We start from the raw sequence: 26,988 nt of genomic DNA on the forward strand, positions 1-26,988 counted from the left end.
TAAGTATATATACCTTATTATAAGGCAAAACGTTTATTCTCCAAATAACTTTGTAGGATAATAGTCGCACTGATTTCATCTACCAAAGCTTTATTCTGTCGATCTTTTTTCTTCAGCCCAGCCTCCAGCATAGTACGATGTGCCAAAACAGAAGTAAAACGCTCGTCAACATACTCAATAGGCATTGCCGGCAATTTTTTCTTCAACGAACGAACAAAAGGCTCTATTCGCTTCATATTTTCCGAAGCTTCATTGTTCATTTGTTTAGGAAGCCCTACAAGAATGCGTTCCACCGGTTCTTTTCCTACATAATCAAGGATGAACGTCAACAGTTCATGTGTAGGCACAGTTGTCAACCCGTTAGCAATCATTTGCAACGTATCGCTGACGGCTATCCCCGTACGCTTTTTACCGTAATCAATCGCTAATATTCTACTCATAATGGGCTACAAAATTACGATTAAAATTTGATATTTGCCTCATCTGCTGTCATAATAACAAAAAAGGAGGCCTAACTCATGTTAAGCCCCCTCTCTTGTTTAGAGTTTACAACTCTTTGCCCTATATCTTATTCCAGAATTACTACTCGGTTCAAATAGTTCTTACCGAACATGTTAGCAGTACCACCGAATCCAACGAGTTCGAGCTGATCCTTATTAACGCCTTCCTTAATCAATGCGTCGTAAACAGCCTGAGCACGTTTTTCAGACAACTTCTGGTTCCAGGAAGCGCTACCCGTAGCCTTGTCAGCATAACCGGCAACTTTGTACTTCTTATCCGGGTTAGCCTTCAGAATCTTAGCGGCCAACTGGATGTTAACCATACCGTAATCATCGATACGAGCGCTACCAATCTTGAAGAAGATGGCACGAGGACCGGCAACTTCAATTTCTTTCACTACTTCCTTAGTTACAGGCTTAGCGTTAGCCAAAGCGTTCTTAGCGTTAGCCAGGTCAGCCTGAGCTTGTGCCAGCTCACTTCTGTACTTATTGATTTCGTTGTTGATAGCATTCTGATCAACTTTCGAGCCACAAGCTACGAACTTCTTGCCACCGAAAGTATAAGTAACACCTGCAGTCAGATGAATATAACCATCGGTATTAGCGCTACTATAAGCACCCAAGATTGACGGAGTAACCTGACCGCGAGCTTCTACATCGATAGCCAAAGATCTATTCACATTAAATTTAGCTCCTACACCTACACTGGCACCAACCAACCAACGTAAATCATGATTAACAGGTGTAGTAGTTGCAGGATCAATCGTTGTAGTATATTTCGTATCTCCATTCGGAGTCGTTACTCCTGCATCAGTTTTATATCCCAATTGCCAATCTGCATAGTTTTTCACTATGTTAACCGAAGGACCTGCGAATACACTCAACTCAAATAAACGATCTGGATTATAACCACAAATCAAGTTGGTAAGGTTCAACATAGCATCAGCGTTCAACCCTACATAATTTTCTTTGCGTTCCTTGCGATTATCCAAATCCAGAAATGGATAAGCAGTTTCCTGCTTTGATTGCCAACCGTAGATTTGTCCACGAACTCCCCATATAGGAGAAATGTACTTACCCACTGATAGATTGATCAGAGGAGTCACTGTCTTACCAAATTTGCTGTCAGGATTTGTACCGGCCTGTGCACCCACCCCCACACTAATAAAGATATTGTCCTTCCAGCTCTCACTGTAGTACTTCTCCTTAGTTTGTGCAGTGGCAACAACAGCTGCTCCCGACAACAGTAAAGATAATATTACTAATTTACTTTTCATTGTTTTTTAGTTTTTAATAGATTTAACTCTTTATTACTTATTCATTCTTCACCATTCTCTTATTTCAGGTTGAACCTGAACATCAATCCACCAGTGAAATATTGCATTCGTTGTAATTCCACCTGTAAATGCAAATGGTTGAACAACAAATAGGTGGCACCCAACGCAAAATCCTTCGAATCATATTCCGCTATCACCCTCAAATCCGGTGCGAAACTGGGATTGTAAGTGATACCCGCCGCTACTCCGTTCAGTTTGTACTCCTTTCTCTGATTATATAAATAAGAGAGGTGTACTCCGATTTCTTCTATTCCTATCGGCAGATGCTTGGTTGCGGCTATATAGAAACGGCTGAAATATCCGTTTCCTTCCGTAGAACCAATCGAACCACCTCCGGAAGAAGTAAACGGGTCTGATGTACCCAGAACCACAGCCGGCATATACTTCCAGAATTGCCCTTCTTTCAAAGCTCGCAGCCGGACAGAGAAATATCTGTCCTGATTCGTAAAACCTGAGTAACCGTAAGGCTTCAAGCCCAGTGCTTCCGCTTTGAAAAGTGTACATGTGTACGCCACTTCCAGCCAGGGGAAAAAGGTCACGTTCAGGTAATAGTTATACGTATGATAGTACCACGTAGGAGGAGTTATCTCCTTGTTCATAAAGTTGGCACCCAGCATTATTGTCTTATCTTTCTGCATTTCTGCAGAAGGGGCATGCATCAAACCTGTAGTACCATAAGTTAATTGAGCCGAAAGTACAAACGCACAGCATAAAAATATGCACGTTGTTATAAATCGTTTTATCTGCATTCTTTTCAATTCGTTTATACTTCCGACTTAATTGTATAGATTGCTATCTCACGATTATTCAGGAACTACAATACCACCACCGGCATTACCACTTCCATGACCATGACCGTGACTGTGAGCATGAGATACAGTATCTACAATATAGTTGCTAAGTTCAATACCATTAGCTTCTTTTACTACATTGTTAGCACCATTCAATTTCGTTAATGTACCTTCAACCGGAACATCATTAACTGTGATACTTGCCACTTCACGAGTTATCTGATTATATACACGAGTAACATCCAGTGTTTTCAGCCAATTATCATAAGGAATTACGTAATCGAAATCAGTTTTTGAGTTTAATGTTTTTTCTTCTTTACCGAATTCCGCGATTACATTAGCAGTCATCAAGCTTGTAATTTGCTCATAAATTGGATTACCAACTGTCAGTCCTACCTCTTTCAACTTAGTCTCATAATTACCCTCTACTTTTACAGTACCGATATAATCCGTATAAGTAATGTTAAATGGTAAACCGGCCGGTTCATCATCATTGCAGATATCTACAGTGACTGTTTTAAAGAATTTTTCAAGTTTTTTAGTCTGAGCAGGATCAACCAGATTTACCGCATAGTTGATCGGTGAATCAACTTCACTATCACTTGTGCCATCGTCTTGAATCTCTATTCTCTTCTTGAATGTAATTGTTTCATTATTCGGCCCTACAATCTCAAAGACAAATGTTGCAGATTTCTTTTCTGAGTCAGCTCTTGTTAGAACAGTGAACAAGTCAGCGGGAACCTCAAAATTATAAGTATAGCCTTCGTCAACTCCAAGTACCTTTGACTTTTCCTCATTATATAAAGTAATAGCTTTAGCATTATATAGAACGCCATTAACAGTCAATACACCAGAGATTTTTACTACACCAACGGGAGCTTTCGTCAAAGTAACGATAATAGTTTTATCCTTTCCGCTTTCAGAAGATCTAAGCTTCAGCAACTCAGCAGTTACATATTTGGTTACATAGCCTTCTTTTGTGATTTTGATTATATAAGTCTCACCACCAAGAACAGCATTGACATCTGTAACTTCAGTTCCAGATACAGTCTGAATCGTATAATCTGTACCGAAAGTCAGATTACCTAGTTCAGTATCTTTCACAGCAAGCTTATAAGTGCCTTTATACTTAGGTTGCATAGCAACAAAAGCAGGATATACAGCGGTCTGACCAGCTTCAATCTTTACAACATTCACTGTAACTTTTGTATCTTCATAGTTAGCTGCGCTAACAGTGAGTTCATAAGCTTTGGGATCCGTAACTTTTGCTGTAAATCCGCCATTGCTAACAGTTGCGGTAACACCTCCGGCTACGTTAGCGCTTGCAATGGGAGCCAAGGTTTCAGCATCAACTACTGTACCGGCAATCGTATAAACTGGAGCCGGGAGTGTAACTTCACCGGCAGGACCATTTACATCCAAGCCTTCATCCTTATAACATCCGGTTAAAAGAGCCCCAGATAAGGCTACTACGGTTAATGCCAATTTAGCATTAAAACCACTGAATAAACTTTTCTTTTTCATCTCAATAAAATTAAAAATTTAGTAATTCTGATTTAATAAAATATGGGTTAAAACTATTATTCTGCATTATATTCTCCCCCGGGTTCGCTCTATATCCTCTATAATAATACTGTTCATTGCCGGCATTGTAGGCAATTCCCATATTTTTAGATGGAGTAACTCGTGGAATATATCCTTTTCTCTTATATTTATAAGGCGGCAATGCCACTTGGAACCTGAATCCTCCGTTAGCACTTGCCCCCTCCGCTTTCATTGCGTAGAAACCTATTGAAGCATAACGAAAGTGACGAATCAAGTCGAACCTCACCCCTTTTTCTCCTAACAGATATTGTTCTACTTTCAGACTTGCCTGCACATTATAATGCGGATAATAAAAATTCGCCCCTAAAGCCCAGGTCATTCTTGTTTTTGTGCCATAGGTCCATTCAAATCCATCCCATCGTTGTGTAGCCGTCAGTCCAATCCGGCCTTCTACTGAAAACCTTTCATCCTTAAATGTATGTAGTAGTCGAAGGTCTCCTCCATAGCGTTCAGCATTAAACATCCCCAAAGTTCCGGTAAGCCATATATTATAAGGCAAGCGAACGGTTTGTTGCAATGTTAAAAAGCCCGGATGTACTCTACCGGCTCTTCGTCCATACCCGTCATTATAAACAGGAACAACAACCTGCGCCGTCAACTTCATCCCTTTCCAAAATGAAACCTCAATCGCCGGTGACAAATTAAACAGCACTTGATAAATCTGCGTTATAATCAGATTCTTCAATGAAACTTCCGGATATACCACCACATCTACCTTAAACAAAGAGCTATTCTTCCTCCCTATTTTCCGTGCTTCCTTCCACGTTCCACCCAAATCATAACTAACGTTCCAATCCTGACGGCTTGCTTCCGGAACACTATCACCGATTATCGGCTTATAATAGAGAGAAATCTGAGGCACATTATTGTCTAAAACAATTACTCGGCATGGCTTTTTATCCGGTAAACCCATTTTTTGAATAATGTCTACCGCCTTACCAATGCCGACTCCATTCAGACGATACGCGGAATTTTGCAAGACGTATACACGCTCTTTGCCATCTTCCGTCCACCCCACATTTTCAAATCCCATCTCTACTAAAGTATTCACCGTACTTTCTCCTGTTTGGCAAATTCCCTTTAAAGGAAGCAAACAGAATAAAAAGAGCGCCGCACATTGTGCTATTGTTTTAGTAGCTAGACACTTTCCCATGTTAGAGTTTCTATACCTCATTTTATTTATTCAATTTTCATATCTTTACGACACAAAATATGGTGCAAAAATAGACACATTTTTAATAATACCAAAGAATTTTACATGAAAAAATAAAATAATGTAGCTTTTTCTGCATAATTGTTCTCATTACGCTAACATTCTTTGCCTATAAGCTTATAATGCATGATTAAGAGGTTAATAAATGACTAATAAATGCGACATTTATATGAAAAATAGACCTTTAAACGTAATTCTGATTATATATGTGTTTCATAAAAAACGAATTATTATTTGCTTAAAAGTTCTGAAGTTCATTCCACGTACTTACAATGATAATTTATAACCTCTTTTACCCGTTGGCGGGATTAGTCGTTGGCCTGGCTTTAGTCAGGTACGGACCAGGATATGGGACAGATGTGAACAGAACCCGGTCTTGAGTCTTTGCAGACGCGAGGAAGAAAACATTAATTTCGCCAATGGGTCTTTTTTATAAACATGCGATATGATTTTTTAAGTTCAGGAGGTTTTAACTTTGTTATGTATAAAGTTTCAAAAAGCAGGTAAATAATCCTTTTGACATTTTGTATTTTTAGTTAGCTGAGAATCCATTGTTTTCAATCTAATGGATGTGGTGATGAAAAGAAAGAATTGAAAAATAGCAAAACACAGATTATTAGATGTATATCGAAATAGTTACATCCTTTTTAGAGCAAAGATCTTGTTAATAAACGTGAAATATCGAGATGAATAGGTTTATTACTAGTAAGTAGTAACCCTTTTGCCAGTAAGTAGTAATGATATAGCCTATATGTAGTAACCCTTTTGTCTATAAGTAGTAACCCTTTTTGGTATAAATAGCACGCAAATCTGCAATAATATGCATAGTTACGGAATATATAATCTCTATTTATTCATAAAATATGTTGGAAGGTAAATTTTGCAAATGTCACATGTTATATAAAACAAGTATAATCTATCAATTAGAATGGTAGAATGGATAAATTGCTTTCATTTTGCTGTTGCTTGCCTGTGTCTATCATACTGCATTTTCTGAAATGATTTTCAGGGTTTAAAGTGAGAATGAAGAAAATTCTATGCTACAAACGTATTTCAATTTGTATCATAATCCTTTTGTTTTTATGAAATAAATTATGTTATATTAGGTATGAGGTCAATTGCCTTTTTCTTGCTTTCATCAACAAGTTTGGCATAAATCTGTGTAGTCTGTATGTTGGTATGCCCAAGTAATTTGGAAACAGTATACAGATCGACGCCTAAAGTTAGCAACATAGTTGCGTGGGTATGTCTGGCTGTATGGAATGTGATATGTTTTTTAATCCCAGCCTGTTCAGCCCATTTGGGTAAAATTTCATTTGTTCTTCCCAACGTTATTAACTTTTTGAATATTATATCACTATCCTTGGCATCTTCCCGCTTGGGTAACTGTTTTATAGCTTCTGGGCTTAAAGGTAAAGAAATGGCCTCCTTGGTTTTCTTTTGTATGATATGCAGCCGGGAATTACCCTCCCCGTCCATCTCTATATCTCCCCATGTGAGTGCTATGATATCAGAATGTCTCAGCCCACAAAAACAGCTGAAGAGAAAAGCTTTTTTTAATAAAGTATTGTAAAAAGGAGTTTGCGCCAACTTTCTCAATTCGTCAATAGTAAGATATTCTCTTTCTGTACGATGCTTATGCGGCTTTTCTTCATTCTTCATTTTATTCATGGGGTTAGCCGATATCAGTTCTTCCGATACTGCATAATTCAGACAATACCTCAGCATTTTATAATAATAGACTTGAGTATTAACATGCAAAAGTTTCTCTTTCTTGGTATGAGTTTGCTTTGCTGCTTTTAGATAATCCAAGAATCCCAAAATATAATCTTTGTCTATCCGGCTTAGTTGGGTATCATTAGGATCATAACGCCTAAGATGATAGACTACAGCATGTAATACCGTTTTGCGCACCTCATTCTCAGACTTCTTCTCAGCTACGCCCTGTATATAATCAATCAGTTTAATATGAGACATTTTATTAATTTTAAAACCATGACTCTGATTTTGCAATTCAATAATTCTCTGGGCTTTAATGGCATTTGCTAATTTTAGTGTTTCACTATTACGTACCCTGTCTGATTTATTATATTCAGGTATAATATATAATTTCAGGAACTCGTATTTTCGTTTCCCATTCATATACATATCAAGATATATCGATTTATTGCCATTGGCGAGATGTTTGACTCTCAGCTTTATTGGCTCTTTTATTTTTAGTTCTTCCTTCATATCTCTGTTTAGCATCTTCTATCTATTGAAAATAGCATACATCTTTATTTTTATAGTAACATCACGGTAACAAAAACAGGTTTCAAATGATTCTGCTTTTGAGTTTTATTCAGTTCTGTTACTTCTATTTGTATTTAATTTATTGAATATTAGAAAAATAAAAAGAAAGCCTATTTATTCCAATGATGTAGAAATAGTAACAAACCAGCAACAAATATATAATATTAATGTCTAAAAAAGAAACAATAACGGAAAGTAATGATATTGTTTAGTATTATGCAATTCACTAAATACTAGCTAATTGTCTATTTTATTTATCTGATATTTCTTTATCCTGATTTCCGGATAAAAAGCCATGCCGGATTGTAGTTCTGGATAATAATGTGCCTCAAATTTCTTTGCTTTATAAGCCAATCATAGGCGATAGTGTGCCAGAGGTGGCTCGGCAGGATTGGGATGTAAGCTATAATCTGGGTACTAATTGGAAAAAAGCAGGTAAAGTAAAAAAGAAGAATAGTTCTTTGTTTAAAGTGGACGTGGTAATATATCCGGAATTATCATTGAAGAACCTAGTAATTACGCAAATATATCAGGTTCTGTTCAATCTGGCACCGGCAATAGAAGTTTCTTTCTGGAAAGGGATGAGACTGACAGCACAACTGGAAGCACCTATTTATAATGACGGATATCCGGATATGTATAATAAGATACATCCTGGTTTTATTGGCATATCACAAACAGTAAGATTGCCCCATAATATCTGGGGAACACTTACAGTAGGGCATTTCAGTAGCGAACGTTATGGAGTAGATGTGAAGATCAGTCATCGTTTAATCTGTGATAACAGATTTGGAATTGAAGGACGTATCGGATATACAGGAGCGGCATACTGGGACGGATTTATCTGCCACTTTGGAACACAGAAAAAAATGACATGGTCAGTTGGAGGTTATTTCTATTGGCCACAATATAATGTAGAGACGACTATGAAACTTGAACAGTATTTATTGGGTGAAAAAGGAGTGCGAGTAGATATTATCCGGCATTTCCGCTATGCTTCAATAGGCTTTTACGCAATGAAAGCGCAAGGCGCAAAGTCCAACGGCGGCTTTCGTTTTCAGATTGCCTTGCCACCTTATAAATATAAGAGGAAAGGATATATTCCTCGTTTTATCTCTTCCAAGAACATGGGAATGGCGTATAATGCAGGGAACGAACAATATTATTATAAAAGCTATCGTTCGTCACCCGGCGACAATATAATGCAATCAAATAGTTTTAATCCATATTTTATTAAATCAGAATTATTAGTTTATTAATTTTAATTTTATTGAGATGAAAAAGAAAAGTTTGTTTGGTATTAACGTGAAATTAGCGTTAATGTTAGTAGCAATCTGCGGCATGTTCGCCAGCTGCTACGAAAAAGAAGAATTAACGACAGAGGCACCGAGTACAGTGAAACCGGTATATAAAATTACAGGTGTCGTTTCTAATGCTTCTACCGGAGAACCGTTGTCTGGCGCCAAAGTGAACGGTACTACTGCTGCTGCTGGTACTTATACTTTAGATGCAACAGAAGGGCTGAATGTTCTGACTGTTACTAAAGATGATTACAAGACTGTCACGACTTCAGTTTATGTGGAAAAGATTGAAAATGGCAAAACCGCTGTCTACACAGTTAACGTAGCTATGTATCCAGGGTATGATACTCCGACATACAAAACTGTAAAATATACCATAAAAGGTACTGCAACTGATGAAAGTAGCACTGCTGTAAAATTGTCGTCAGTAGTTATACCAGGATGTACAATTGTAGTTGTTAACAACACATTCACAGTAGAAGGGGTACAACCGGGCACTTATTATGCTGTTCTTACAGCTGAGGGTTACAAAAACGCTTACGCTACTATCACCGTAGCTCCTGTTACTGCAGAAGAAGGCGAAGGCGACCAGATTGTAACTTCTACAGTTGCCGTATTGATGCAAAAGGAGGAAGCTGCAAAGGTGTCTAAATACTATGTATGCGGCTTCGTTACCAATGAAAAAGATGCTGCTGTGCCCGACGCTACTGTAAAAGTTGAAGTTGGTGAATTCAAAGCTGATCTCACTACTGATAATCGTGGTTATTTCAATATAGAAGTAGCAGCTGAACATATCACTCCTACAACATTGGCTATTGTTACAGTTTCAAAAGCAGGTTATGTTGCACAAGCAAAAGCCACAGTTGTGAAATTGGTTGAAACTGGTGCTACTTCTGTGACTTCCATTGAAGTTGTTTTGAAAGCTGAAAGCGGTGATATCCCTGATGAAGATCCGAGTAAGGGTGGTGAACAGACTATCGAAGTACCTGTAGATAAAGCTGAGCCGACGAAAGTTGAAGATGTTAAAGAACCGGAAGTAAAAGCAGATATCGAGAAAGTTGCTGAGGAACTAGGAATTGAGGATATTACTAAAATTGATATTCCAGTGGTAAAAGTAGAAGAGGCTCTCGTAGTAGAACTTGTATCTACAGAAGCTGTTATTGATGAAACAACAGGTGAAACGACTCAAGAGACTAAAACTGTTGCTGACCAGATCACATTACCTGCTAACACGCAAGTTTATTATGTAGGTGGCCAGGCTCAAGCAATCAAGCTGACTCGCGATATACAAACTGAAAAGGCAACCGCTGCTGTACGTACTTACGAAGGACAACCCAGCGGTACCGTATTCTCTCAGCCGTTGGAAGTTAAGTTCCAGGCTCCGGTTACTGTTACTGTAGAACCTGACTATGTATTAGGTGTTCTTTATCAAAACGAAAAAACCGGTGTATGGTCAGCTGATGCTAATAATTATGCTGAATACGATATGACTTCAGGCACTTTCGTTGGTAAAATCAATCACTTCTCTAAATTCCGTTTCGGTTTTGAATCAGCTATCGTTCCTGTAGACAGTGTTAAGCTGGATGCTGAAATCATCAATAAGCCTTGCTATACAGGCTCTGCAGCAGCTGTAGTTACTGTAAAAGGCAACTACATGGGTGGAACTGCTTATGATGGAAATACTCCTGCCTTGGCTGTTGAAGCTGCCTTGACCGGCATGAATACAGAAACGAAATCTTACGTAACAATGTTGCTGAAAAACATGATTCTGAAAGACAATGCTAACATTGCACCGAAAAATAGTTACTCAAAAACAGCTTTATCTGTAGATATCTCAGTTCCTGCATACAAGCAAATTAACGACTTCAGTATGGTCAGAAAACAAGTAAGAAGATCATATACTGTTCATGTAATTGATAAGAACAAAAAAACTACAGACGTAACAGTAGTAGTTAAGAAGATTATCTCTACAACTCTGACTGCAAATTATGCTATTGGTCATACTCATGGACATGGCAATGGTGAGGATTTGAATGCAGGCGGTGGTATTATCGATTTCGAATAAGCCTGTTTTTAATAATGCAATTGAACCTAAAGCATGGGATTATACATAATGAGAATAAAACGGATGTTCATTGCGGCACTGCTTATCAGTGTATCATCCATGCTTTCGGCTCAATTGACTTATGGAACTACCGGTTTACTGCATGCTCCTTCGGCAGAGATGCAAAAGGACAAGACAGTGATGCTGGGAGGAAACTTTATGAATAAGGAGATAACTCCTCCTACGTGGTACTACCATACGTACAATTATTTTTTGAATGTTACCATCCTGCCGTGGATGGAAGTTGCTTATACTTGCACCCTGTTTAAGGCAGAAGCTTTAGGATTAAAGCCTTATGGCTATTCAGGATTCACGAATCAGGATAGATATTTTTCTATCCGGTTACGGGCTTTGAAAGAAGGACAATTCTGGAGGTATATGCCAGCTATTGTTTTCGGAACATCAGATCCATTTACTTCATCCGGAGGAGGCTCGATTGGTTCTACAGAAGGAAACGGATATTATAGTCGTTTCTATGCAGCGGCCACCAAGCATATTTCAATAGGAGAAGAAGAAATAGGAGTACACCTTTCTTATTTATATAATAAAAGGAAAGAGTATAAACTGAATGGAATAGCGGTGGGTATTAGTTATAATCCAACTTTTGTGCCTGAATTAAGAATGATTGCGGAGTATGATTCAAAAGATTTTGCATTGGGAGCCACTTACTTGCTTTTAAAACATCTGCATATACAGGTGGAACTGCAAAAGATGAAATATTTCACGGGTGGATTATGTTTCCAGTTCCGGTTGAAATAAAGAATCTGGCAGAAAAAGCATAGAGTTAATCATTTTAAAATAGAAAAAACAATGAAATGTAAATTTGGTATAGTATCTATCATGTTGGCGGGATTAGCTCTTACAGCTACTGCACAGACCAAAGAGAAATACTACAGCGAAAAATTTAAAGATAATATCTTTATAAGCGCTGGTGTAGGAGCTCAGGCATGTGCTAATCCTGACAACTTTGATTATGGCTTCGGACATGCCATCACACCACTGATTCATGTGTCAGTGGGTAAACTGTTCAATCCTATCTGGGGAGTTCGCGGACAAGTTGCCGGATTATGGTCGACACTGTATACAGAGCGCGGACAAATAAAAGGCGTTTATGCTGAGGTTAAGAACAAGAAGTATTTCACTCTGCGTGCAGATGCTATGTATAACCTGTCTAACTCTGTTTGCGGATATAATCCGGAGCGCTTATTTACTTTATCTGTGTTCGCAGGTCCCGGATTGACTTTTGCAAAGGCTTATGGTGAGCAAGATAAATTAAATGCTTTGATTAACGGTTCTGTAGGTTTGATGGGACAGTTCAATGTGAGCAAGTATTTGGATATCAATATTGAGGCAAGAGGTGAAGTATCTCCTTCTATGTTTGGGAATAAGAGCAGCGCCTACACGGATGGTGCAGTATCTCTGACCGCAGGTGTTACTTATACTTTTGGCGGTAAGAACTTTATATCTTGTGGTGCAAAAGTTGATCAGAATGCTATCAACAATGAAATCAATAAGTATAGAAGCGAACTGGCTCAGGCTCAGGCTGACCTAGCAAGTGCTAAAAATGCCATGGCTAATTCTAAACCTGTGACTAAGGAGGTCATGAAAGAAATCGAAATTGCCGGTCCTCGTGCCATCTTCTTCAAGATTGGTAGCGCCCGTATCGATGATTACGGTGTGGTCAATATCCAGTTGGCCGCTAAGATTCTGAAGGCTAATCCGGATAAGAAGTACAAAGTTGCCGGTTATGCTGACAAGGCTACGGGTAGCGCTTCATGGAACCAGAAGCTGTCTGAAAAACGCGCTCAGGCTGTTTACGACGCATTGATTAAGGAAGGCGTTGATAAGGATCAACTTGAACTCGTTGGATTCGGTGGTACTGCTAACATGTTCGGTAAGAACTATTTAAATCGAGTCGTAATCCTGGAATAAGATAAGATTTCTTATAATATAATAGAAATTCTATAAAATAGAAAAGGTGTTTAGCTATTGCTAGACACCTTTTTTGTTATAAAGAAATCAAGTAATTACTGGTTGGTAATGAAATTATTTATGTGGCAATATTAGAATATAATTAGGAAATATCAATTATTTACATTAAGAAGTCCTTCAATGATTTTTTTTGATAAATATATAATTAAATAATTATTAAATACAACAAACGAATTAAGAAACAAACAGGTAACAATAAAGCTTTGTATAATATGAAAAGCGGCAAATATCTCAATATTTTACTTTTTATAAATAATGAATTGTCATTTGATTATCAGCGCATTATAAAATAGAAATAGATTAAACGATACCTCTCCCAGTTCCGGATAAAAAGCCATGCCGAGTAATTGTTTTAGACAATAATGTGCCTCAGATTTCTCTCTATTATAAGCCGATAATCGGTGATAGTGTTCCGGAAGCAAGCCGTCAGGATTGGAATGTTAGTTATGACTTAGGTGGAGCGTGGAAGAAAGCAAGGAAAATAGAGAGGAAGAATAGTTCTTTGTTTAAGGTGGACATTTTAGTATATCCACAGCTTTATTTTAAGAATCTTATCATAACGCAAATCTATCAAGCGTGTCTGGAAGTAAGTCCGGCAATTGAGATTTCGTTATGGAAAGGAAGTAGATTGACTGCACAGGTTATATTTCCGGTATATAACGACGGATATAACGGTGCCATGAAAAACATACGGTGGGGATATCTGACTTTAGACCAAAGTGTACGATTGCCACACAATGTATGGTTTAAAACAGTAGTTGGAGTATTTGATACCAATTGTTATGGAGCGGAAGCAAGCATATTTCATCCTTTGAAAGATGAACGTTTCTCTTTGGAGGGGAAATTCGGATTGGTAGGAATTGGATATTTCAATAATTTCAGTTCTTTCCGATATAACGGAGAAACGAGATGGTATTGGTCTGTAGGCAGTAATTTTTATTGGAGTAAGTATAATACGGAATTTAAACTTCGAGCAGAGCAATATCTGTTAAAAGATGTAGGAGTGACAATAGAAATGATAAGATATTTCAGATATGCGGCGGTGGGCTTTTATGCGGAAAAGTCGGATAAGGCTAAATTAAACGGAGGATTCAGAATATCCGTTGCACTTCCCCCTTATCGATATAAACGACACGGATATATGCCAAGAGTATCTACAGGTTTTGGGACTGGGATAAGTTATAATGCCGGAAACGAATCAAAATATTATCTGATGCCTCATACAAGGGCTGATGACAATGTACTGAAAAGAAATCAATATAACCCATATTTTATTAAATCGGAATTACTAAATTTTTAATTTTATTTGAGATGAAAAAGAAAAGTTTTTTGAATGGCCTTTATGCTAAAGGAGCATTGGCTTTAACTATTGTAGCTGGTTTTACACTGGCTGGTTGCGAAAAGGAAGATTTCAACGTAAATGTTCCTGATATTAATATTACTGTACCGGAAGTAGATCTGGGAGAAGGAGTATTTGTTGTAACTTTGAGTGCTACATCAGCAAGTGGAAATACTTTGGAGGGTGTAACTTTCACAGATGCAAGTGGAAATGTCCTTAACAAAACTATCGAATATAAAACTGCTGCAGATATTACAGTAACGGCTAAAAAGGATGGATATAATACAGTAGTAAAGACTGTAAATATACCTGCTCCTGTAAAGGGTGCTTATAATATCATACCCGTTAGTTTTGTTTTGTCAGCAGTAGAAGATCCCGTCCAAATACCTGAACAAGGTAATCCCGTGGAAGGAAAAGATCCTGTCAAAGGCGAAGAAACAAAAACTTACGCAGATGAGTTTAAAGCTAATACACCTTATACTCTTGATGTAGAAGTTCCTTTTGGTGAATTTTATACAGCTGAACAAAAGACAAAACTTCTGAAAGCTGTTGAAGCATTAACAGGTCCTACAACTCGTGCAGGTGAAGATGAAGAAGCAAAAGCAAACCTGTTGATAGCTAAGAAAAATCTTCGTGCTACAATTGATGCCCTTCCTACTAGCGCAAAGAAAGAGTTGAGACCAGTTACTTTTACTTTAACGGAAGCTGCCAAATCCGTTACTTTCTCTATTCAAACTACATCTAATGTTTATAGTGTGAAATTCAGCACTAAAGTTGCTGGTGAAACATACGAAGTGGAAGGTGAACAATTAGTAGTAGCTAACAACGAAATTAAAGCAACTGCCGAAGGTGTAGAAATTGGTCATGGTCATGGTCACGGTCATGGTGACGATGCAAACGCTGGCGGTGGTATCGGTAATAAATAAATAGAATGAATAGGCATTTAGTAACCTATTTAAAAAAACGTATTATTTACCCTGAAAAAAAGAAAATGAAATATAGATTTTTAATATTATCTCTTCTCTTGGCGGGCGCAAATACAGCCACTGTTGATGCACAAGAGAAGCAGAAAGCAAGCGATAATATATTTATCGGTGGCGGTGTGGGGGCAATGACGGTCTTCAATGACGGTCTTAACTCACCTACTCTCAACATCAACGTTCAGGTTGGTAAATATCTGACTCCGACTTGGGGTATCCGTGGTGTGGCAAGTGCTGCATGGCAAAGTCTGGAGAAACAAAATACCGGCTATAGTAACTATTGCAAAAAGTTTGGAGAAATCAATCTGGATGCAATGCTGAACCTGAACAGCCTCTTTGGTAACAAGAACGTAAATCGTGCAGTGGATGTATACTTGTTTGGTGGTCCTACCATGAACATCGCTACGGCAGTAGATGGTGTAGTTGTTTATAATGGTGGTGGAGATATTGATTTAACTCCTGGAACTACAACAGATATTACGTTAACTCCCGAATCATATTTCAATTCACATGGCGTTAAAGCTCGCTTTGGCGCAACTGTCGGATTGGGATTGGGATATAACGTATCTAATAAGCTGGCAATCACATTAGAAGGTCGTTTCGGTGTAACTCCCTCCATCTTCGGTAATGGAAGCGATTGTCGTAAAGCAGAATCCACCGGTCGTTTAAATATCGGTGCTATCTACACATTTGGTGGTAAGAAATTTGTTTCTAATGCAGCTGTTGATCAAGATGCTATCAACCGAGAAGTAAATAAATACAGAAGCGAACTGGCACAGGCTCAGGCTGACTTGGCTAACGCTAAGAACGCTTTGGCTAACGCTAAGCCTGTAACTAAGGAAGTAGTGAAAGAAATTGAAGTTGCCGGTCCTCGTGCCATCTTCTTCAAGATTGGTAGCGCTCGTATCGATGATTACGGTATGGTTAACATCCAGTTGGCTGCTAAGATTCTGAAGGCTAACCCGGATAAGAAGTATAAAGTCGCCGGTTATGCTGACAAGGCTACGGGTAGCGCTTCCTGGAACCAGAAGTTGTCTGAAAAACGTGCTCAGGCTGTTTACGATGCATTGATCAAAGAAGGTGTAAGCAAAGATCAGCTTGAACTCGTTGGATTCGGTGGTACTGCAAACATGTTCGGTAAGAACTATTTGAACCGTGTAGTAATTTTGGAATAATCCACTCAGGAAACTGAGAAATCTCTAAAGATGAAGGCGTCTGAGAATTCCGGACGCCTTCTTTTTTAAAATACAAATCCACACACATGTGTTAATCATAATACCCGAAACTGTTTTTCAATTATGAAATTCAAACTGTTGCTTATCGTTTGGTTTGCTTTTTTTCCTTTCATGCTTTCTGCGCAATTGACATACGGCACAACCGGATTGTTACATGCCCCTTCTGCGGAAATGCAACGTGACAAGACTTTCATGATTGGCGGAAACTTCATGAATAAAGAGTTGACACCTCCCACTTGGTACTATCACACCTATAATTATTATTTAAATATAACCTTTTTTCCCTGGCTGGAAGTAGCATATACATGTACGCTTTTCAAAGCTGAAGCACTGGGATTAAAGCCGTATGGTTATTCAGGATTTACCAATCAAGACAGATATTTTTCTGTCCGGCTACGGGCTTTGAAAGAAGGACAATTTTGGAAATACATGCCTGCTGTGGTTTTAGGTACCTCCGATCCTTTCACTTCTTCCGGTGGTGGTGTAATAAGTTCAACAGAAGGAAACGGATACTATAGCCGATTCTATATTGCCGCAACCAAGCATCTACCAATAGGAAAAGAAGAAATCGGAATACATCTTTCTTATTTATATAATAAGCGAAAGGAATATAAATTAAACGGAATAGCGGCCGGTATCACTTACTCCCCGTCTTTCCACCCACAATTGAGAGCCATTGCGGAATATGATTCTAAAGATTTTGCCTTAGGCATCACTTACCTGCTATTCAACCATGTGCACATGCAGATAGAAATGCAAAATATGAAATATTTCAGCGGTGGATTAACCTACAAAGTCTATCTGAAATAGAACATTAGTTGGAAAAAGTTCCCCCCTGTCACACAAGTTTGTGTAACAAGGGGATTTTTTTGAATTAAATAATATAAATCAATATACCAATTTCACATTATCAATCCAAAGCGAATTACCCGGAGAACCGATATAGGCTCCTCCATGACTGGAAGTAAATTGCAATAATAAATGAGTAGGTGCGTCTTCTTCCGTTCCCCACGCTACCTCCTTCACAGGAACACTTTCACCTTTACTATTTATAGCATAACGTTCCTCTACCTGAAGACGCATCATGTGTGGCTTATAAGCTGGATCACCAGTTATGTCACCGTACATGATTGAATAAGTGGCATTATCACGCCAATCGGGAGTAGTATTGTAATAGCGCACCACCATAGTTCCCACACGTTTGGCAAATATATTACCATCCTTATCTTCCCAACGTTTCTGCAAGAAAAGATTTACCTCCGGAAAGTCTTTACCGTCCACATCCGTAATACGGCTAAAGCCGGTAGCGCGGATACGCTTCTCTCTGTCAGACATCTTCACCTTATAATCAAACTGTACAGCAATGGGTTTCTTGGTAAAAGGAATACCGGAATTCAGCATTTTCTGCGGATTCTTAGTCCCTTTAATTGGCTCATGCACTTCCCCCAAAAACATTGATCCGGCAGCAAGCACTGTGATATCAACAATTCCCAAAACTTTCACACTCTCCATACGGGTATCCATACGGGCACAATAACCATCTCCACGCTTCTCCGGAAACACAGAAGTGTTGGTTTTAGTAATGCCGGCCACACGTGCCATCACATTGGAAGTTGCCCACGGCGAACCGCCCATATTCTTATAGGCCTTATTCTCACGAATAGTTTCAGTCGGTCCGATAGCATACACATTCTTCATGGCGCCACCGATAATGCTCGACTCTTTAATCTGTCGGTCTACCCACTGGTTCATATCGCCAAATGGAATCATCTCCACAGTATGTTGTTGCTGTGCAAGTGCCGTTCCGCAACATAAAAAAGCGGATAGCAAACCGTACATACAAATTTTCTTCTGCATCATCTCATTAGCTTTTTTTAATTAAAGTTCATATTTCCACTGCTCCAATGCAAAGTTCCAATTATCCTGAACCAATTGCACGGTGCGATCATCATATTTATATTTATTCTTCTTATATCCCTTCTTTCCACCTACATACTTTTCTATATCATTGCGCGCTTCAGCAAATCCGGGAATAGACAAGTCACGATAAATCTGCTCAGTCATCCCCATAGCATCCGCTTCGAAATCTTCGAACTTCACTTCCACCAGATTACCGGCAGGAATACAAGATTTATCAGCCTCGTATTTATGATACAGTTTGGCATAAATAGAAAGAATATTCTTTTCAATTTCGTCATTACTGATGTCCTGCAACTTCAATGGTTGGATTGTATTCGTGAAGAAACTTCGGGTACTCTCGAACACCGTATAAGGATTACGCATCAGATAGATAAATTTAGCATTGGGGAACATTTTGACCAGCTCTTTCACACGTCCCGTATGGGGCGGATTCTTACTCAAGAACTGTGTTCCGTTAGTATTCCACAATGATATCTTAATCAACTTGATAAATACTTCTTCAAAAAGCTTCAGTTCCTTTTCCGTTATATCATCGAACAGCAAATATTTATCTGCATATTCCTGCTGATACTTTGGGAGGAACCAAAAGTTATAATAGGTATAAGGCATCATATTGGCAAGTGCAAATTCTTCTTCCTGTGGCAGATCTACAGCAAGTTCCATGTTATCTGTAGGACGCTTATCAGGCATCAGCCAGCTCATGTTCTTCTTGAAGAAAGGCTGTCCCCACATCATCAGATGCGGAAATACAGTTTGGTAAGTAGTATTATAGCCAAAATGCTTGTCACATGAGAAGACATTATGCACAAAGGTCGTCCCGCTGCGCCAATGGCCAAGAATGAATACCGGATCATGCTCTAACGGCTGGGATGCCAACCGTTTCTCATAACGTGCGTTCTGCAAAGGAGCCAGTGTAGAAAGCAGACGACACACCGCCTTAGTCAAACGGTATTTGCCTTTGTATGCCGCATCAATTTCCCGTCCTTTCGTAATAGCATTAAATGTTTTCCAATCAGCTCCCACCAAAGTATTTATAGGGAGTTTATTAAATTCCAGTAAACCCATAATTATGGTACATTATTTGATTATTTTCACTTCAATACCTTGGCGCTTCAGATCTTTCACCGCTTTTTCTATAGCTTCATAGTGTTCGGGAGCTATTTCTAACTTCGGTAAGTTCAAAACCGGAAGATCTTCAGAAAAATGTATATCCTTATCCTCTACCCTATCGATAATCATACCGACAGCACTGGTATTATTGGTAATCGGATCAATCAGAATGAATGCACCTGTTGCCTTATTTTCTTGATAAGGATCAAAGAATAATTCTTTGGCAGTAGTAAGAACAACACGGGCTATCTGATTTAACTGCATAGGCAGATCATCAGGCGTCAATCGTCCATTATCAACGGACAACTGATCCATCGTATTAACATCAACTTTATATTTAATATTACTGATACGTGAACGGCTCAAATTAGTAGTCTGCTTGATGAAGAAGGATTTATTGAGATCCATCGGTTCTTCATCCATCCACACCAGCATGGCCTCAAAATTACGATCTACAACCGGCAAATTATCAGGATGTACCAACATTTCTCCTCTTGATACGTCAATCTCATCTTCCAGCGTTAAAGTCACGGATTGAGGCGGAAAAGCGTAATCCAGTTCATCGTCATACGTAACAATGCTCTTAACACGTGATTTTTTACCTGAAGGTAACGCTATCACTTCATCCCCTTTACGTACGATCCCTGATGCAACTTTACCGCAAAAACCACGGAAATCAAGATTAGGGCGCAATACGTACTGTACCGGAAAACGGAAGTCCGACAGGTTATGATCGTTATCAATATGGACAGTCTCCAAGAAATCGAGCAAAGAAATGCCATAGTACCATGGAGTGCGTTCAGACCTCTCCACTACATTATCGCCATCCAAAGCGGAGAGCGGAATACAAGTCACATCAGGAATACCCAATGGTGCAATAAACTGTTTATACTCTTTAACGATTTCATTAAAGCGCTCCTCAGAGAAGCCTACCAAGTCCATTTTATTAACAGCCAGCACCACATGCTTAATGCCCAACAAAGACACCAGAAAAGAATGACGACGCGTCTGTGTAATGACACCGGTACGGGCATCTACAAGAATGATAGCCAGATTAGCCGTTGAACCGCCGGTAATCATATTACGCGTATATTGCTCGTGTCCCGGAGTATCAGCAATGATGAATTTACGATTATTAGTAGAGAAATATCGATATGCCACATCAATCGTGATACCTTGTTCACGTTCTGCTTTCAGACCATCCAGCAGCAATGCGTAATCAATGTGATCACCGGCATTTCCCATACGCTTACTATCACGTTCCAATGCATCTAACTGGTCTTCATACAATTTCTTGCTATCAAACAACAAACGCCCGATCAGCGTAGATTTTCCATCATCCACCGAACCGGCAGTCAGAAAGCGGAGTAAGTCTTTCTGCTCGTCTTTATCCAGAAACTCCTTGATATTTAGTTTAGAGTTATTCTCCATCACTTTTTACTTTTTAATTGTCACCTTTATCTTCTTAAACCTAAGCATTAAAGTTCTAAAGGTCAGGTTTAAAATTCCAATCCTCAGGTTTTAATTCTTAATTCTTAAAAGTATCCCTCACGCTTTTTCTGCTCCATACTGGCATCCTGATCAAAGTCGATTACACGGGTGGTACGCTCACTCTTGGTGGTAGTCATCATCTCCTCTACAATTGTCTCAATCGTATCCGCATTGCTCTCTACCGCACCGGTCAACGGCCAACAGCCCAACGTACGGAAACGTACCATTTTCATCTTTATCTGATCACGATATTTTTCAGGCAGGCGGTCATCATCTGCCATAATCAAATTACCATCAATTTCTACGCACGGACGCTCCTTGGCATAATACAACGGAACAATAGGAATATTTTCCAAACGAATGTATTGCCAGATATCCAGCTCCGTCCAGTTACTCAACGGGAACACACGAATGCTTTCTCCCTTATGCACACGGGCATTGTAGATATCCCACAATTCCGGACGTTGGTTCTTCGGGTCCCATTGGTGGAACTTATCACGAAAAGAAAAAATACGTTCTTTCGCACGTGATTTCTCTTCGTCACGACGGGCACCCCCAAAAGCTGCGTCAAATTTATATTTATCCAAAGCACTCAGAAGAGCCTTAGTTTTCATCAAGTCTGTGTGTACTTTACTTCCATGAGTAAACGGTCCTACACCTGCATGAAAAGCTTCCATATTACTTTCTACGATCAGATTCCAGCCATGCTTTTTGGCATACTCATCGCGGAATTGAATCATTTCCTTAAATTTCCACTTCGAATCGATATGCATCAACGGGAAGGGTACTTTACCCGGATAAAAGGCTTTTTCGGCAAGGCGAACCATTACCGAAGAGTCTTTTCCAATACTATAAAGCATCACCGGATTTTCAAATTCCGCTGCCACTTCACGGATGATATGAATAGACTCTGCTTCGAGTTCTTTCAGATGGCTTAATTTATATTCTTCCATTTTTTATATAATCACTTTTTAATCTGTATTTTTGGTAAAATGAGGTCGAGCAGTTGGTTGACTGATTCTTCCAGACTGAGCTTTGAGGTATCTAACGTCAATGCCGGATGAAGGGGTGCTTCAAACGGAGCGGAAATCCCCGTAAAATTTTTAATCTCTCCCCGGCGTGCCTTTGCGTACAGCCCCTTTACATCCCTACGCTCACACTCAGTCAAAGGGGTACTTACATACACTTCATAGAAGTCCTCCTGCCCGATAATATTAGCCGCCATTTCACGGATATCATTGTTAGGACTGATAAAAGCGGCAATAGTTATAATGCCTGAATCAATAAAAAGTTTGGAGACTTCTGCAATACGGCGGATATTTTCTACGCGATCAGCTTCAGTAAAGCCCAAATTATTATTGATGCCGCTACGGATATTATCTCCGTCCAGAATGCGGCAGAGCAAACCTCGCTTATGCAATTCGCGCTCCAAAGCAATAGCTATCGTACTTTTACCGGAACCGCTCAATCCGGTAAACCATATCATCACACTATGCTGACCGAGAAGTTCTTCTTTATCCTCTCTCGACAACATCCTATCAAAAATCGGATATATATTATTGTCTGTCATAATCTAATTATTAAAAGGGCCAAATTAATGGAATAAGGAATATGGATATCAAAAAAGCTATAATATTCAGCGGCAATCCGATACGGACAAAATCAGTGAACTTATAGTTTCCAATACCTTGCACAATCAAATTTGTCTGATAACCGATAGGTGTAGAGAAACTGGCAGAGGCAGCCATACAGATCACTACAAAGAAAGGCATAGGGCTGACACCCATCTGTGAAGAAATGGAGAGCGCCAATGGGAAAGCTAATGCAGCAGCGGCATTATTGGTTATCAATTCGGTAAACAAGTTCGTAATGATAAATACAGCTGCCAGTAACACCTGAGGACCGTAATGTTCAGTCATACCGATGATATAACTTGCCACTACATCTGCCACACCGGAATTAACCATTGCTTTACTGATGGCAAAAGCACACGCAATTGTTATCAGGATATCCCATGAAATGTATTTAGTGTACTTACGGGCCGGAAAAATTTTAGTCCATGCCATAATGATAGTAGTCACAGAAACAAAGAAAAACATATCCAACTTGATATTCGGGAATGCCTCCTTCACAACCGGCAGCTCGCCTACCGTAGCTCCGGTAATCATCAATATCAGTAATAAAAGGGCAAACCAACGTTTCCCCTTTCCGGGAACCGGTTCGTTATCTTTGCCATTGGCCAACAAAACGAACACGGAAGACTCTCCCCAAGTTTGAACAAAAGAATCATCCGCCATCACCACTAATGTATCACCCTCACGCAAAACCTCATTATCCAGATTCTCAGTAATACTTTGTCCGCTCCGCTTTATTTCCTTAACAGCTGCTCCATAGTGACGCTGAAAATTAAACTCTCCCAACTTCTTGTTAATACCAGGAAAACGAGGACCAAGTACAGCCTCAACCCGATGCAAACCAACATCTTCTTCCGGTTCGTCATCTTGCTTCACAGCATCCGTACGAACATCCGGCAAGAGTTTAGAAGAAAATAGAAATAAATAAATAATTCCAGCTATAGCTATGAAAATACCCACTTTGCCTAATTCAAACATAGTAAATCCTTCATAACCTGCTTCTAATATCATGCCGTGTACTACCAAGTTAGTAGAAGTTCCGATAAGAGTACATATACCCCCCAGAATAGTCACATAAGAAAGAGGTATCAAAAACTTGGTAGCAGGTAATTTTACCGACTCTGCCCAACGCTTGATTATCGGAGCAAATATTACAACAACAGGGGTATTATTAAGAAAAGCAGAAATAAAGGAGATAGTGGGAAGCATACGAAATTGGGCTTTAAACACAGTCGTCTTGCCCTGAGGAAGCAACTTTTTGATAACCTGTCCTAATGCCCCGGACTGACGAATACCCTCACTGACCAAAAATAGCATAGCTACGGTAATCATTCCTTTATTACTAAAACCTTCCAGCATCTCTTTGGGTGTCAGGATGCCGGCACATAAGAACAAAACTACAACGGAAAATAGCACCATGCCGGGACGCATTTTATCCAATGCCAATGCCACCACCATGCCCAAAAGTGCCAATAGCACAAATATTATCTCAAATGTCATACATTATACTGTATCTTGTTACTATTTCATTTGCTTAGGTTCCACCACAAACCACGGATTCAGTAAATTCTCTTTATTGTAACAAAGCGGCTCTTCTTTTCCAGCCTGATAAACTTCCAATCCGGCAGCACGTGCAATAGCATGTCCTGCTGCCGTATCCCATTCCATGGTAGGTGCAAAACGAGGATATACATCCGCCTTTCCTTCGGCTACAAGGCAGATTTTAATGGAACTACCACTAGATATAAGTTCTACTTCCGAGTGTTGACGCTTCATTTCTTCGATATAAGCCTCCGTCTCCGGAGTTAGATGCGAACGGGAAGCCACGATTACAAATTCACCTCTTTCGGTAGCAGAAGGCAGACGGGTAGCGGATGCAATCAATTCATCCAGTGAAGCATTTCCGCAAGAAGTTACATTGGAGAGTTTGTATGCCCCAATGCTTTCTTCTGCAAAATAAAGCTCCTGTTTCACAGGAAGATAAATAACTCCCATTACGGGTACTGAATGATTAACCCATGCGATATTTACAGTAAACTCCCCATTTCGTTTAATAAACTCCTTGGTACCGTCCAGAGGATCTACAATCCACAAAGCATCCCATCCACAGCGTTCTGCATAGGGTAAATGTTTCCCTTCTTCACTCAGAATGGGAAAAGGAGTATCGCACAGAAAACCGGTAATCGTTTCATGTGCCTTGCGATCCGCAATGGTTAAAGGGGAGTTATCCGCTTTTTTTTCTATTTCAAAGTCCGATGCCGGGTCATTATAGATGGAAAGAATGTCTGCACCGGCTTGCAGAGCAGCATCTATTGCGCTTAATATATATTTTTGTTCCATATATGGTATCTATACTTACACATAGTGCGCAAAATTAAAAACTTTTTCATCCTCAAAAGTTTCCGAGCTTCGTTTTATAACTTCTTTTAAACTACCTAATACATTTATAAGCACTTTTCACAATCAATAAATCGAAAAAGGAACTCCAAACGTTGAAGTTCCTTTTTCGATTCAAAATTAGCGCTACTTTTACCTGATCGCTACTTATGTTTATTTTTTATCTTCAACTGCTTCACCCGCCCATTCTAAGGCACCTTTCTCTTTAAGCTTTGCTGTGAAGTTTTTGGCTTTCTCCATGGCAACACTTTCATCTTCAGGAGAAGCATAAGCATGCTTATACCCCTTCACTTTATTCCATTCGCCACGAGTAAAGTCCGGGAAAGCAACGGCCGCACAATTGTTGTCCATAGACAATTCGCCTAACTCGGCCAGACAACACCATTCAGCCAAATCATAGACATCCATATCTAGAGGAAGTCCATTTTGCAGACAATACACCAAACGGCTATCCATGATGAAGTCCATACCGCCATGACCGCCAACTTCTTTTGCCATTTCACCATATTTCTTCAAGATAGGATGCTGATATTTCTGTACTAAAGCTTCCATATCTTTTTTAGGCATAAAACTATGGGAATTCAAGTTATCTACCTCAGGTGCAACTCCCGATGCATGCAGCTGTTTTGCATCCAATGCATAACCTGCTATCGGATATTTATTTGCAAATCCCTTGGTACCGGTCAACTGATACAGACGATTATAGGGTTGCGGAGTCATCACATTATGTTGAATCTCAATCACCTTTCCATTTTCCGTACGAATCAGCGTAGTTGTATGATCACCATTACGGAAGTTCTCACAAGGCTGCCCCGTTCTTTCTTCTACCAATGACTTACCTACTACCGATTTTGTATCCATAGCAACGAGTGTCTTCATACGGTCACCACGATGTATATCCAACGCTTGTGCTACAGGGCCAAGACCATGAGTGGCATATACATCTCCCCTATGCTTCATATTATACTCCAGACGCCAACCCAGTTTGTCATTTTCACCATTCTTCCAGTAATGATCCCAAAAAGGCTCCAGATTATGAATATAAGCTCCTTGGGCACGAACGACCTCACCAAACACACCCTGTTGCGCCATATTCAGAGTATTCATCTCAAACCAGTCATAACAGCAGTTCTCAAGGATCATACAATGTTTGCGAGTCTTCTCGCTCATATTTACCAATGCCCAACACTCTTTCAAGTCCATTGCAGAAGGAACTTCGATGGCAACATTTTTATTATTCTCCATCGCACACATAGCGACAGGAAAATGATGCAGCCAATCTGTGGCGATATACACCAGATCTATATCATCCCGTTTACACAGTTCTTCGTATCCTTTTTCACCAGAATATACAGCAGCTTTAGGCATAGAAGCTCTCTGTAAATACTTCTGGCATTTCTCTGCCCGTTCCTTTTCATAGTCACATAAAGCAACGATTTCTATACCCGGAATATACGTAAAACGTTCTACAGCTCCGGGACCACGCATTCCTAAACCTACAAATCCCACACGAACCACTTCCATTTTAGGTATCGTCAGCCCTATTACACTTGTTTGTCCGGCCGGACGCTCGGGAGTTTCTACAACAATCGTTCCCTTGTCCCAACTCCATTTTGTCCCTTTGTCTGAAACTTGTTGTTCAGACGATGTTTTAGCTGTGCACGCAACTAGCGCAATACATGCGCTCAGCAATAAAAATTTAAAATTCTTCATACATAAATTATTATTGTATTCCCTTAATAAGAGG

General features: G+C 39.4%; 22 protein-coding genes. 8 read left to right on the forward strand and 14 right to left on the reverse strand.

What is annotated here, in order from left to right:
- Nucleotides 1-17 precede the first annotated feature (17 nt).
- From ruvX to VYM24_RS21740, 6 genes are all read right to left on the reverse strand, one after another.
- On the reverse strand, nt 18-440 hold the full coding sequence (gene ruvX / locus VYM24_RS21715) for a Holliday junction resolvase RuvX (RefSeq protein WP_044272080.1): 423 nt from the start codon (nt 438-440) through the stop codon (nt 18-20).
- 128 nt (nt 441-568) lie between these two features.
- Complete coding sequence (locus VYM24_RS21720; RefSeq protein WP_299096407.1) at nt 569-1,777, reverse strand: OmpA family protein; 1,209 nt, start codon at nt 1,775-1,777, stop codon at nt 569-571.
- A 59-nt stretch (nt 1,778-1,836) separates the two neighbouring features.
- Entirely contained in the window at nt 1,837-2,586 is a 750-nt protein-coding gene (locus tag VYM24_RS21725) for a YjbH domain-containing protein (protein ID WP_330940932.1), read from the reverse strand.
- A 54-nt stretch (nt 2,587-2,640) separates the two neighbouring features.
- A complete protein-coding gene (locus tag VYM24_RS21730; RefSeq protein WP_330940933.1) occupies nt 2,641-4,152 on the reverse strand; it encodes a carboxypeptidase-like regulatory domain-containing protein in 1,512 nt (503 codons plus the stop codon).
- Between the two features lie 10 nt (nt 4,153-4,162).
- A complete protein-coding gene (locus tag VYM24_RS21735; protein ID WP_299096401.1) occupies nt 4,163-5,407 on the reverse strand; it encodes a hypothetical protein in 1,245 nt (414 codons plus the stop codon).
- A gap of 1,131 nt (nt 5,408-6,538) precedes the next feature.
- Complete coding sequence (locus VYM24_RS21740) at nt 6,539-7,678, reverse strand: site-specific integrase (RefSeq protein WP_044272403.1); 1,140 nt, start codon at nt 7,676-7,678, stop codon at nt 6,539-6,541.
- A gap of 362 nt (nt 7,679-8,040) precedes the next feature.
- On the opposite strand from VYM24_RS21740, the gene VYM24_RS21745 reads away from it, so the two are divergent.
- From VYM24_RS21745 to VYM24_RS21780, 8 genes are all read left to right on the forward strand, one after another.
- Nucleotides 8,041-8,997 carry a hypothetical protein gene (locus VYM24_RS21745; RefSeq protein WP_394332319.1) on the forward strand — a complete coding sequence of 319 codons (957 nt, stop codon included), beginning with the start codon at nt 8,041-8,043 and terminating at the stop codon, nt 8,995-8,997.
- A 61-nt stretch (nt 8,998-9,058) separates the two neighbouring features.
- Nucleotides 9,059-11,104, forward strand: a complete 2,046-nt coding sequence (locus tag VYM24_RS21750) for a hypothetical protein (RefSeq protein WP_330940934.1) — start codon at nt 9,059-9,061, stop codon at nt 11,102-11,104.
- 48 nt (nt 11,105-11,152) lie between these two features.
- On the forward strand, nt 11,153-11,902 hold the full coding sequence (locus tag VYM24_RS21755) for a YjbH domain-containing protein (protein ID WP_299096393.1): 750 nt from the start codon (nt 11,153-11,155) through the stop codon (nt 11,900-11,902).
- A 51-nt stretch (nt 11,903-11,953) separates the two neighbouring features.
- Nucleotides 11,954-13,075 (forward strand): OmpA family protein, encoded by a 1,122-nt coding sequence (locus VYM24_RS21760; protein ID WP_299096391.1) that lies wholly within the window; start codon nt 11,954-11,956, stop codon nt 13,073-13,075.
- Between the two features lie 424 nt (nt 13,076-13,499).
- Nucleotides 13,500-14,435, forward strand: coding sequence for a hypothetical protein (locus VYM24_RS21765; RefSeq protein ID WP_299096389.1), 936 nt, complete (start codon nt 13,500-13,502; stop codon nt 14,433-14,435).
- Nucleotides 14,436-14,446: 11 nt separating this feature from the next.
- A complete protein-coding gene (locus VYM24_RS21770; RefSeq protein WP_330940935.1) occupies nt 14,447-15,400 on the forward strand; it encodes a DUF3869 domain-containing protein in 954 nt (317 codons plus the stop codon).
- A gap of 65 nt (nt 15,401-15,465) precedes the next feature.
- Nucleotides 15,466-16,629 (forward strand): OmpA family protein, encoded by a 1,164-nt coding sequence (locus tag VYM24_RS21775; RefSeq protein ID WP_299096385.1) that lies wholly within the window; start codon nt 15,466-15,468, stop codon nt 16,627-16,629.
- A 123-nt stretch (nt 16,630-16,752) separates the two neighbouring features.
- A complete protein-coding gene (locus VYM24_RS21780; RefSeq protein WP_291548994.1) occupies nt 16,753-17,499 on the forward strand; it encodes a YjbH domain-containing protein in 747 nt (248 codons plus the stop codon).
- Nucleotides 17,500-17,577: 78 nt separating this feature from the next.
- On the opposite strand, the gene VYM24_RS21785 is transcribed toward VYM24_RS21780, so the two are convergent.
- From VYM24_RS21785 to VYM24_RS21820, 8 genes are all read right to left on the reverse strand, one after another.
- Nucleotides 17,578-18,549, reverse strand: coding sequence for a PCMD domain-containing protein (locus tag VYM24_RS21785; protein ID WP_291548992.1), 972 nt, complete (start codon nt 18,547-18,549; stop codon nt 17,578-17,580).
- A gap of 18 nt (nt 18,550-18,567) precedes the next feature.
- Complete coding sequence (locus tag VYM24_RS21790) at nt 18,568-19,674, reverse strand: cholesterol-responsive sulfotransferase (RefSeq protein ID WP_299096382.1); 1,107 nt, start codon at nt 19,672-19,674, stop codon at nt 18,568-18,570.
- Between the two features lie 12 nt (nt 19,675-19,686).
- Complete coding sequence (gene cysN / locus VYM24_RS21795) at nt 19,687-21,150, reverse strand: sulfate adenylyltransferase subunit CysN (protein ID WP_291548990.1); 1,464 nt, start codon at nt 21,148-21,150, stop codon at nt 19,687-19,689.
- Between the two features lie 104 nt (nt 21,151-21,254).
- On the reverse strand, nt 21,255-22,163 hold the full coding sequence (cysD, locus tag VYM24_RS21800; RefSeq protein ID WP_007214383.1) for a sulfate adenylyltransferase subunit CysD: 909 nt from the start codon (nt 22,161-22,163) through the stop codon (nt 21,255-21,257).
- Nucleotides 22,164-22,174: 11 nt separating this feature from the next.
- Nucleotides 22,175-22,780 carry an adenylyl-sulfate kinase gene (gene cysC, locus VYM24_RS21805; RefSeq protein ID WP_007214384.1) on the reverse strand — a complete coding sequence of 202 codons (606 nt, stop codon included), beginning with the start codon at nt 22,778-22,780 and terminating at the stop codon, nt 22,175-22,177.
- Nucleotides 22,781-22,790: 10 nt separating this feature from the next.
- A complete protein-coding gene (locus VYM24_RS21810; protein ID WP_291548988.1) occupies nt 22,791-24,344 on the reverse strand; it encodes an SLC13 family permease in 1,554 nt (517 codons plus the stop codon).
- Nucleotides 24,345-24,365: 21 nt separating this feature from the next.
- Complete coding sequence (gene cysQ, locus VYM24_RS21815; RefSeq protein WP_330940936.1) at nt 24,366-25,184, reverse strand: 3'(2'),5'-bisphosphate nucleotidase CysQ; 819 nt, start codon at nt 25,182-25,184, stop codon at nt 24,366-24,368.
- A gap of 210 nt (nt 25,185-25,394) precedes the next feature.
- On the reverse strand, nt 25,395-26,954 hold the full coding sequence (locus VYM24_RS21820; RefSeq protein WP_291548986.1) for a Gfo/Idh/MocA family protein: 1,560 nt from the start codon (nt 26,952-26,954) through the stop codon (nt 25,395-25,397).
- Between the last annotated feature and the right edge of the window lie 34 nt (nt 26,955-26,988).

This window comes from Bacteroides sp. MSB163 (genome assembly GCF_036416795.1).
GTDB lineage: Bacteria > Bacteroidota > Bacteroidia > Bacteroidales > Bacteroidaceae > Bacteroides > Bacteroides maternus.

Coding starts and splice junctions, on each gene's coding strand:
- cysQ (WP_330940936.1), bottom strand. CDS start 25,184: ATGGAACAAAAATATATATTAAGCGCAATAGATGCTGCTCTGCAAGCC.
- ruvX (WP_044272080.1), bottom strand. CDS start 440: ATGAGTAGAATATTAGCGATTGATTACGGTAAAAAGCGTACGGGGATA.
- VYM24_RS21820 (WP_291548986.1), bottom strand. CDS start 26,954: ATGAAGAATTTTAAATTTTTATTGCTGAGCGCATGTATTGCGCTAGTT.
- VYM24_RS21735 (WP_299096401.1), bottom strand. CDS start 5,407: ATGAGGTATAGAAACTCTAACATGGGAAAGTGTCTAGCTACTAAAACA.
- VYM24_RS21775 (WP_299096385.1), top strand. CDS start 15,466: ATGAAATATAGATTTTTAATATTATCTCTTCTCTTGGCGGGCGCAAAT.
- VYM24_RS21770 (WP_330940935.1), top strand. CDS start 14,447: ATGAAAAAGAAAAGTTTTTTGAATGGCCTTTATGCTAAAGGAGCATTG.
- VYM24_RS21780 (WP_291548994.1), top strand. CDS start 16,753: ATGAAATTCAAACTGTTGCTTATCGTTTGGTTTGCTTTTTTTCCTTTC.
- VYM24_RS21730 (WP_330940933.1), bottom strand. CDS start 4,152: ATGAAAAAGAAAAGTTTATTCAGTGGTTTTAATGCTAAATTGGCATTA.
- VYM24_RS21810 (WP_291548988.1), bottom strand. CDS start 24,344: ATGACATTTGAGATAATATTTGTGCTATTGGCACTTTTGGGCATGGTG.
- VYM24_RS21750 (WP_330940934.1), top strand. CDS start 9,059: ATGTTAGTAGCAATCTGCGGCATGTTCGCCAGCTGCTACGAAAAAGAA.
- VYM24_RS21720 (WP_299096407.1), bottom strand. CDS start 1,777: ATGAAAAGTAAATTAGTAATATTATCTTTACTGTTGTCGGGAGCAGCT.
- cysN (WP_291548990.1), bottom strand. CDS start 21,150: ATGGAGAATAACTCTAAACTAAATATCAAGGAGTTTCTGGATAAAGAC.
- VYM24_RS21785 (WP_291548992.1), bottom strand. CDS start 18,549: ATGATGCAGAAGAAAATTTGTATGTACGGTTTGCTATCCGCTTTTTTA.
- cysC (WP_007214384.1), bottom strand. CDS start 22,780: ATGACAGACAATAATATATATCCGATTTTTGATAGGATGTTGTCGAGA.
- cysD (WP_007214383.1), bottom strand. CDS start 22,163: ATGGAAGAATATAAATTAAGCCATCTGAAAGAACTCGAAGCAGAGTCT.
- VYM24_RS21755 (WP_299096393.1), top strand. CDS start 11,153: ATGAGAATAAAACGGATGTTCATTGCGGCACTGCTTATCAGTGTATCA.
- VYM24_RS21725 (WP_330940932.1), bottom strand. CDS start 2,586: ATGCAGATAAAACGATTTATAACAACGTGCATATTTTTATGCTGTGCG.
- VYM24_RS21760 (WP_299096391.1), top strand. CDS start 11,954: ATGAAATGTAAATTTGGTATAGTATCTATCATGTTGGCGGGATTAGCT.
- VYM24_RS21790 (WP_299096382.1), bottom strand. CDS start 19,674: ATGGGTTTACTGGAATTTAATAAACTCCCTATAAATACTTTGGTGGGA.
- VYM24_RS21740 (WP_044272403.1), bottom strand. CDS start 7,678: ATGAAGGAAGAACTAAAAATAAAAGAGCCAATAAAGCTGAGAGTCAAA.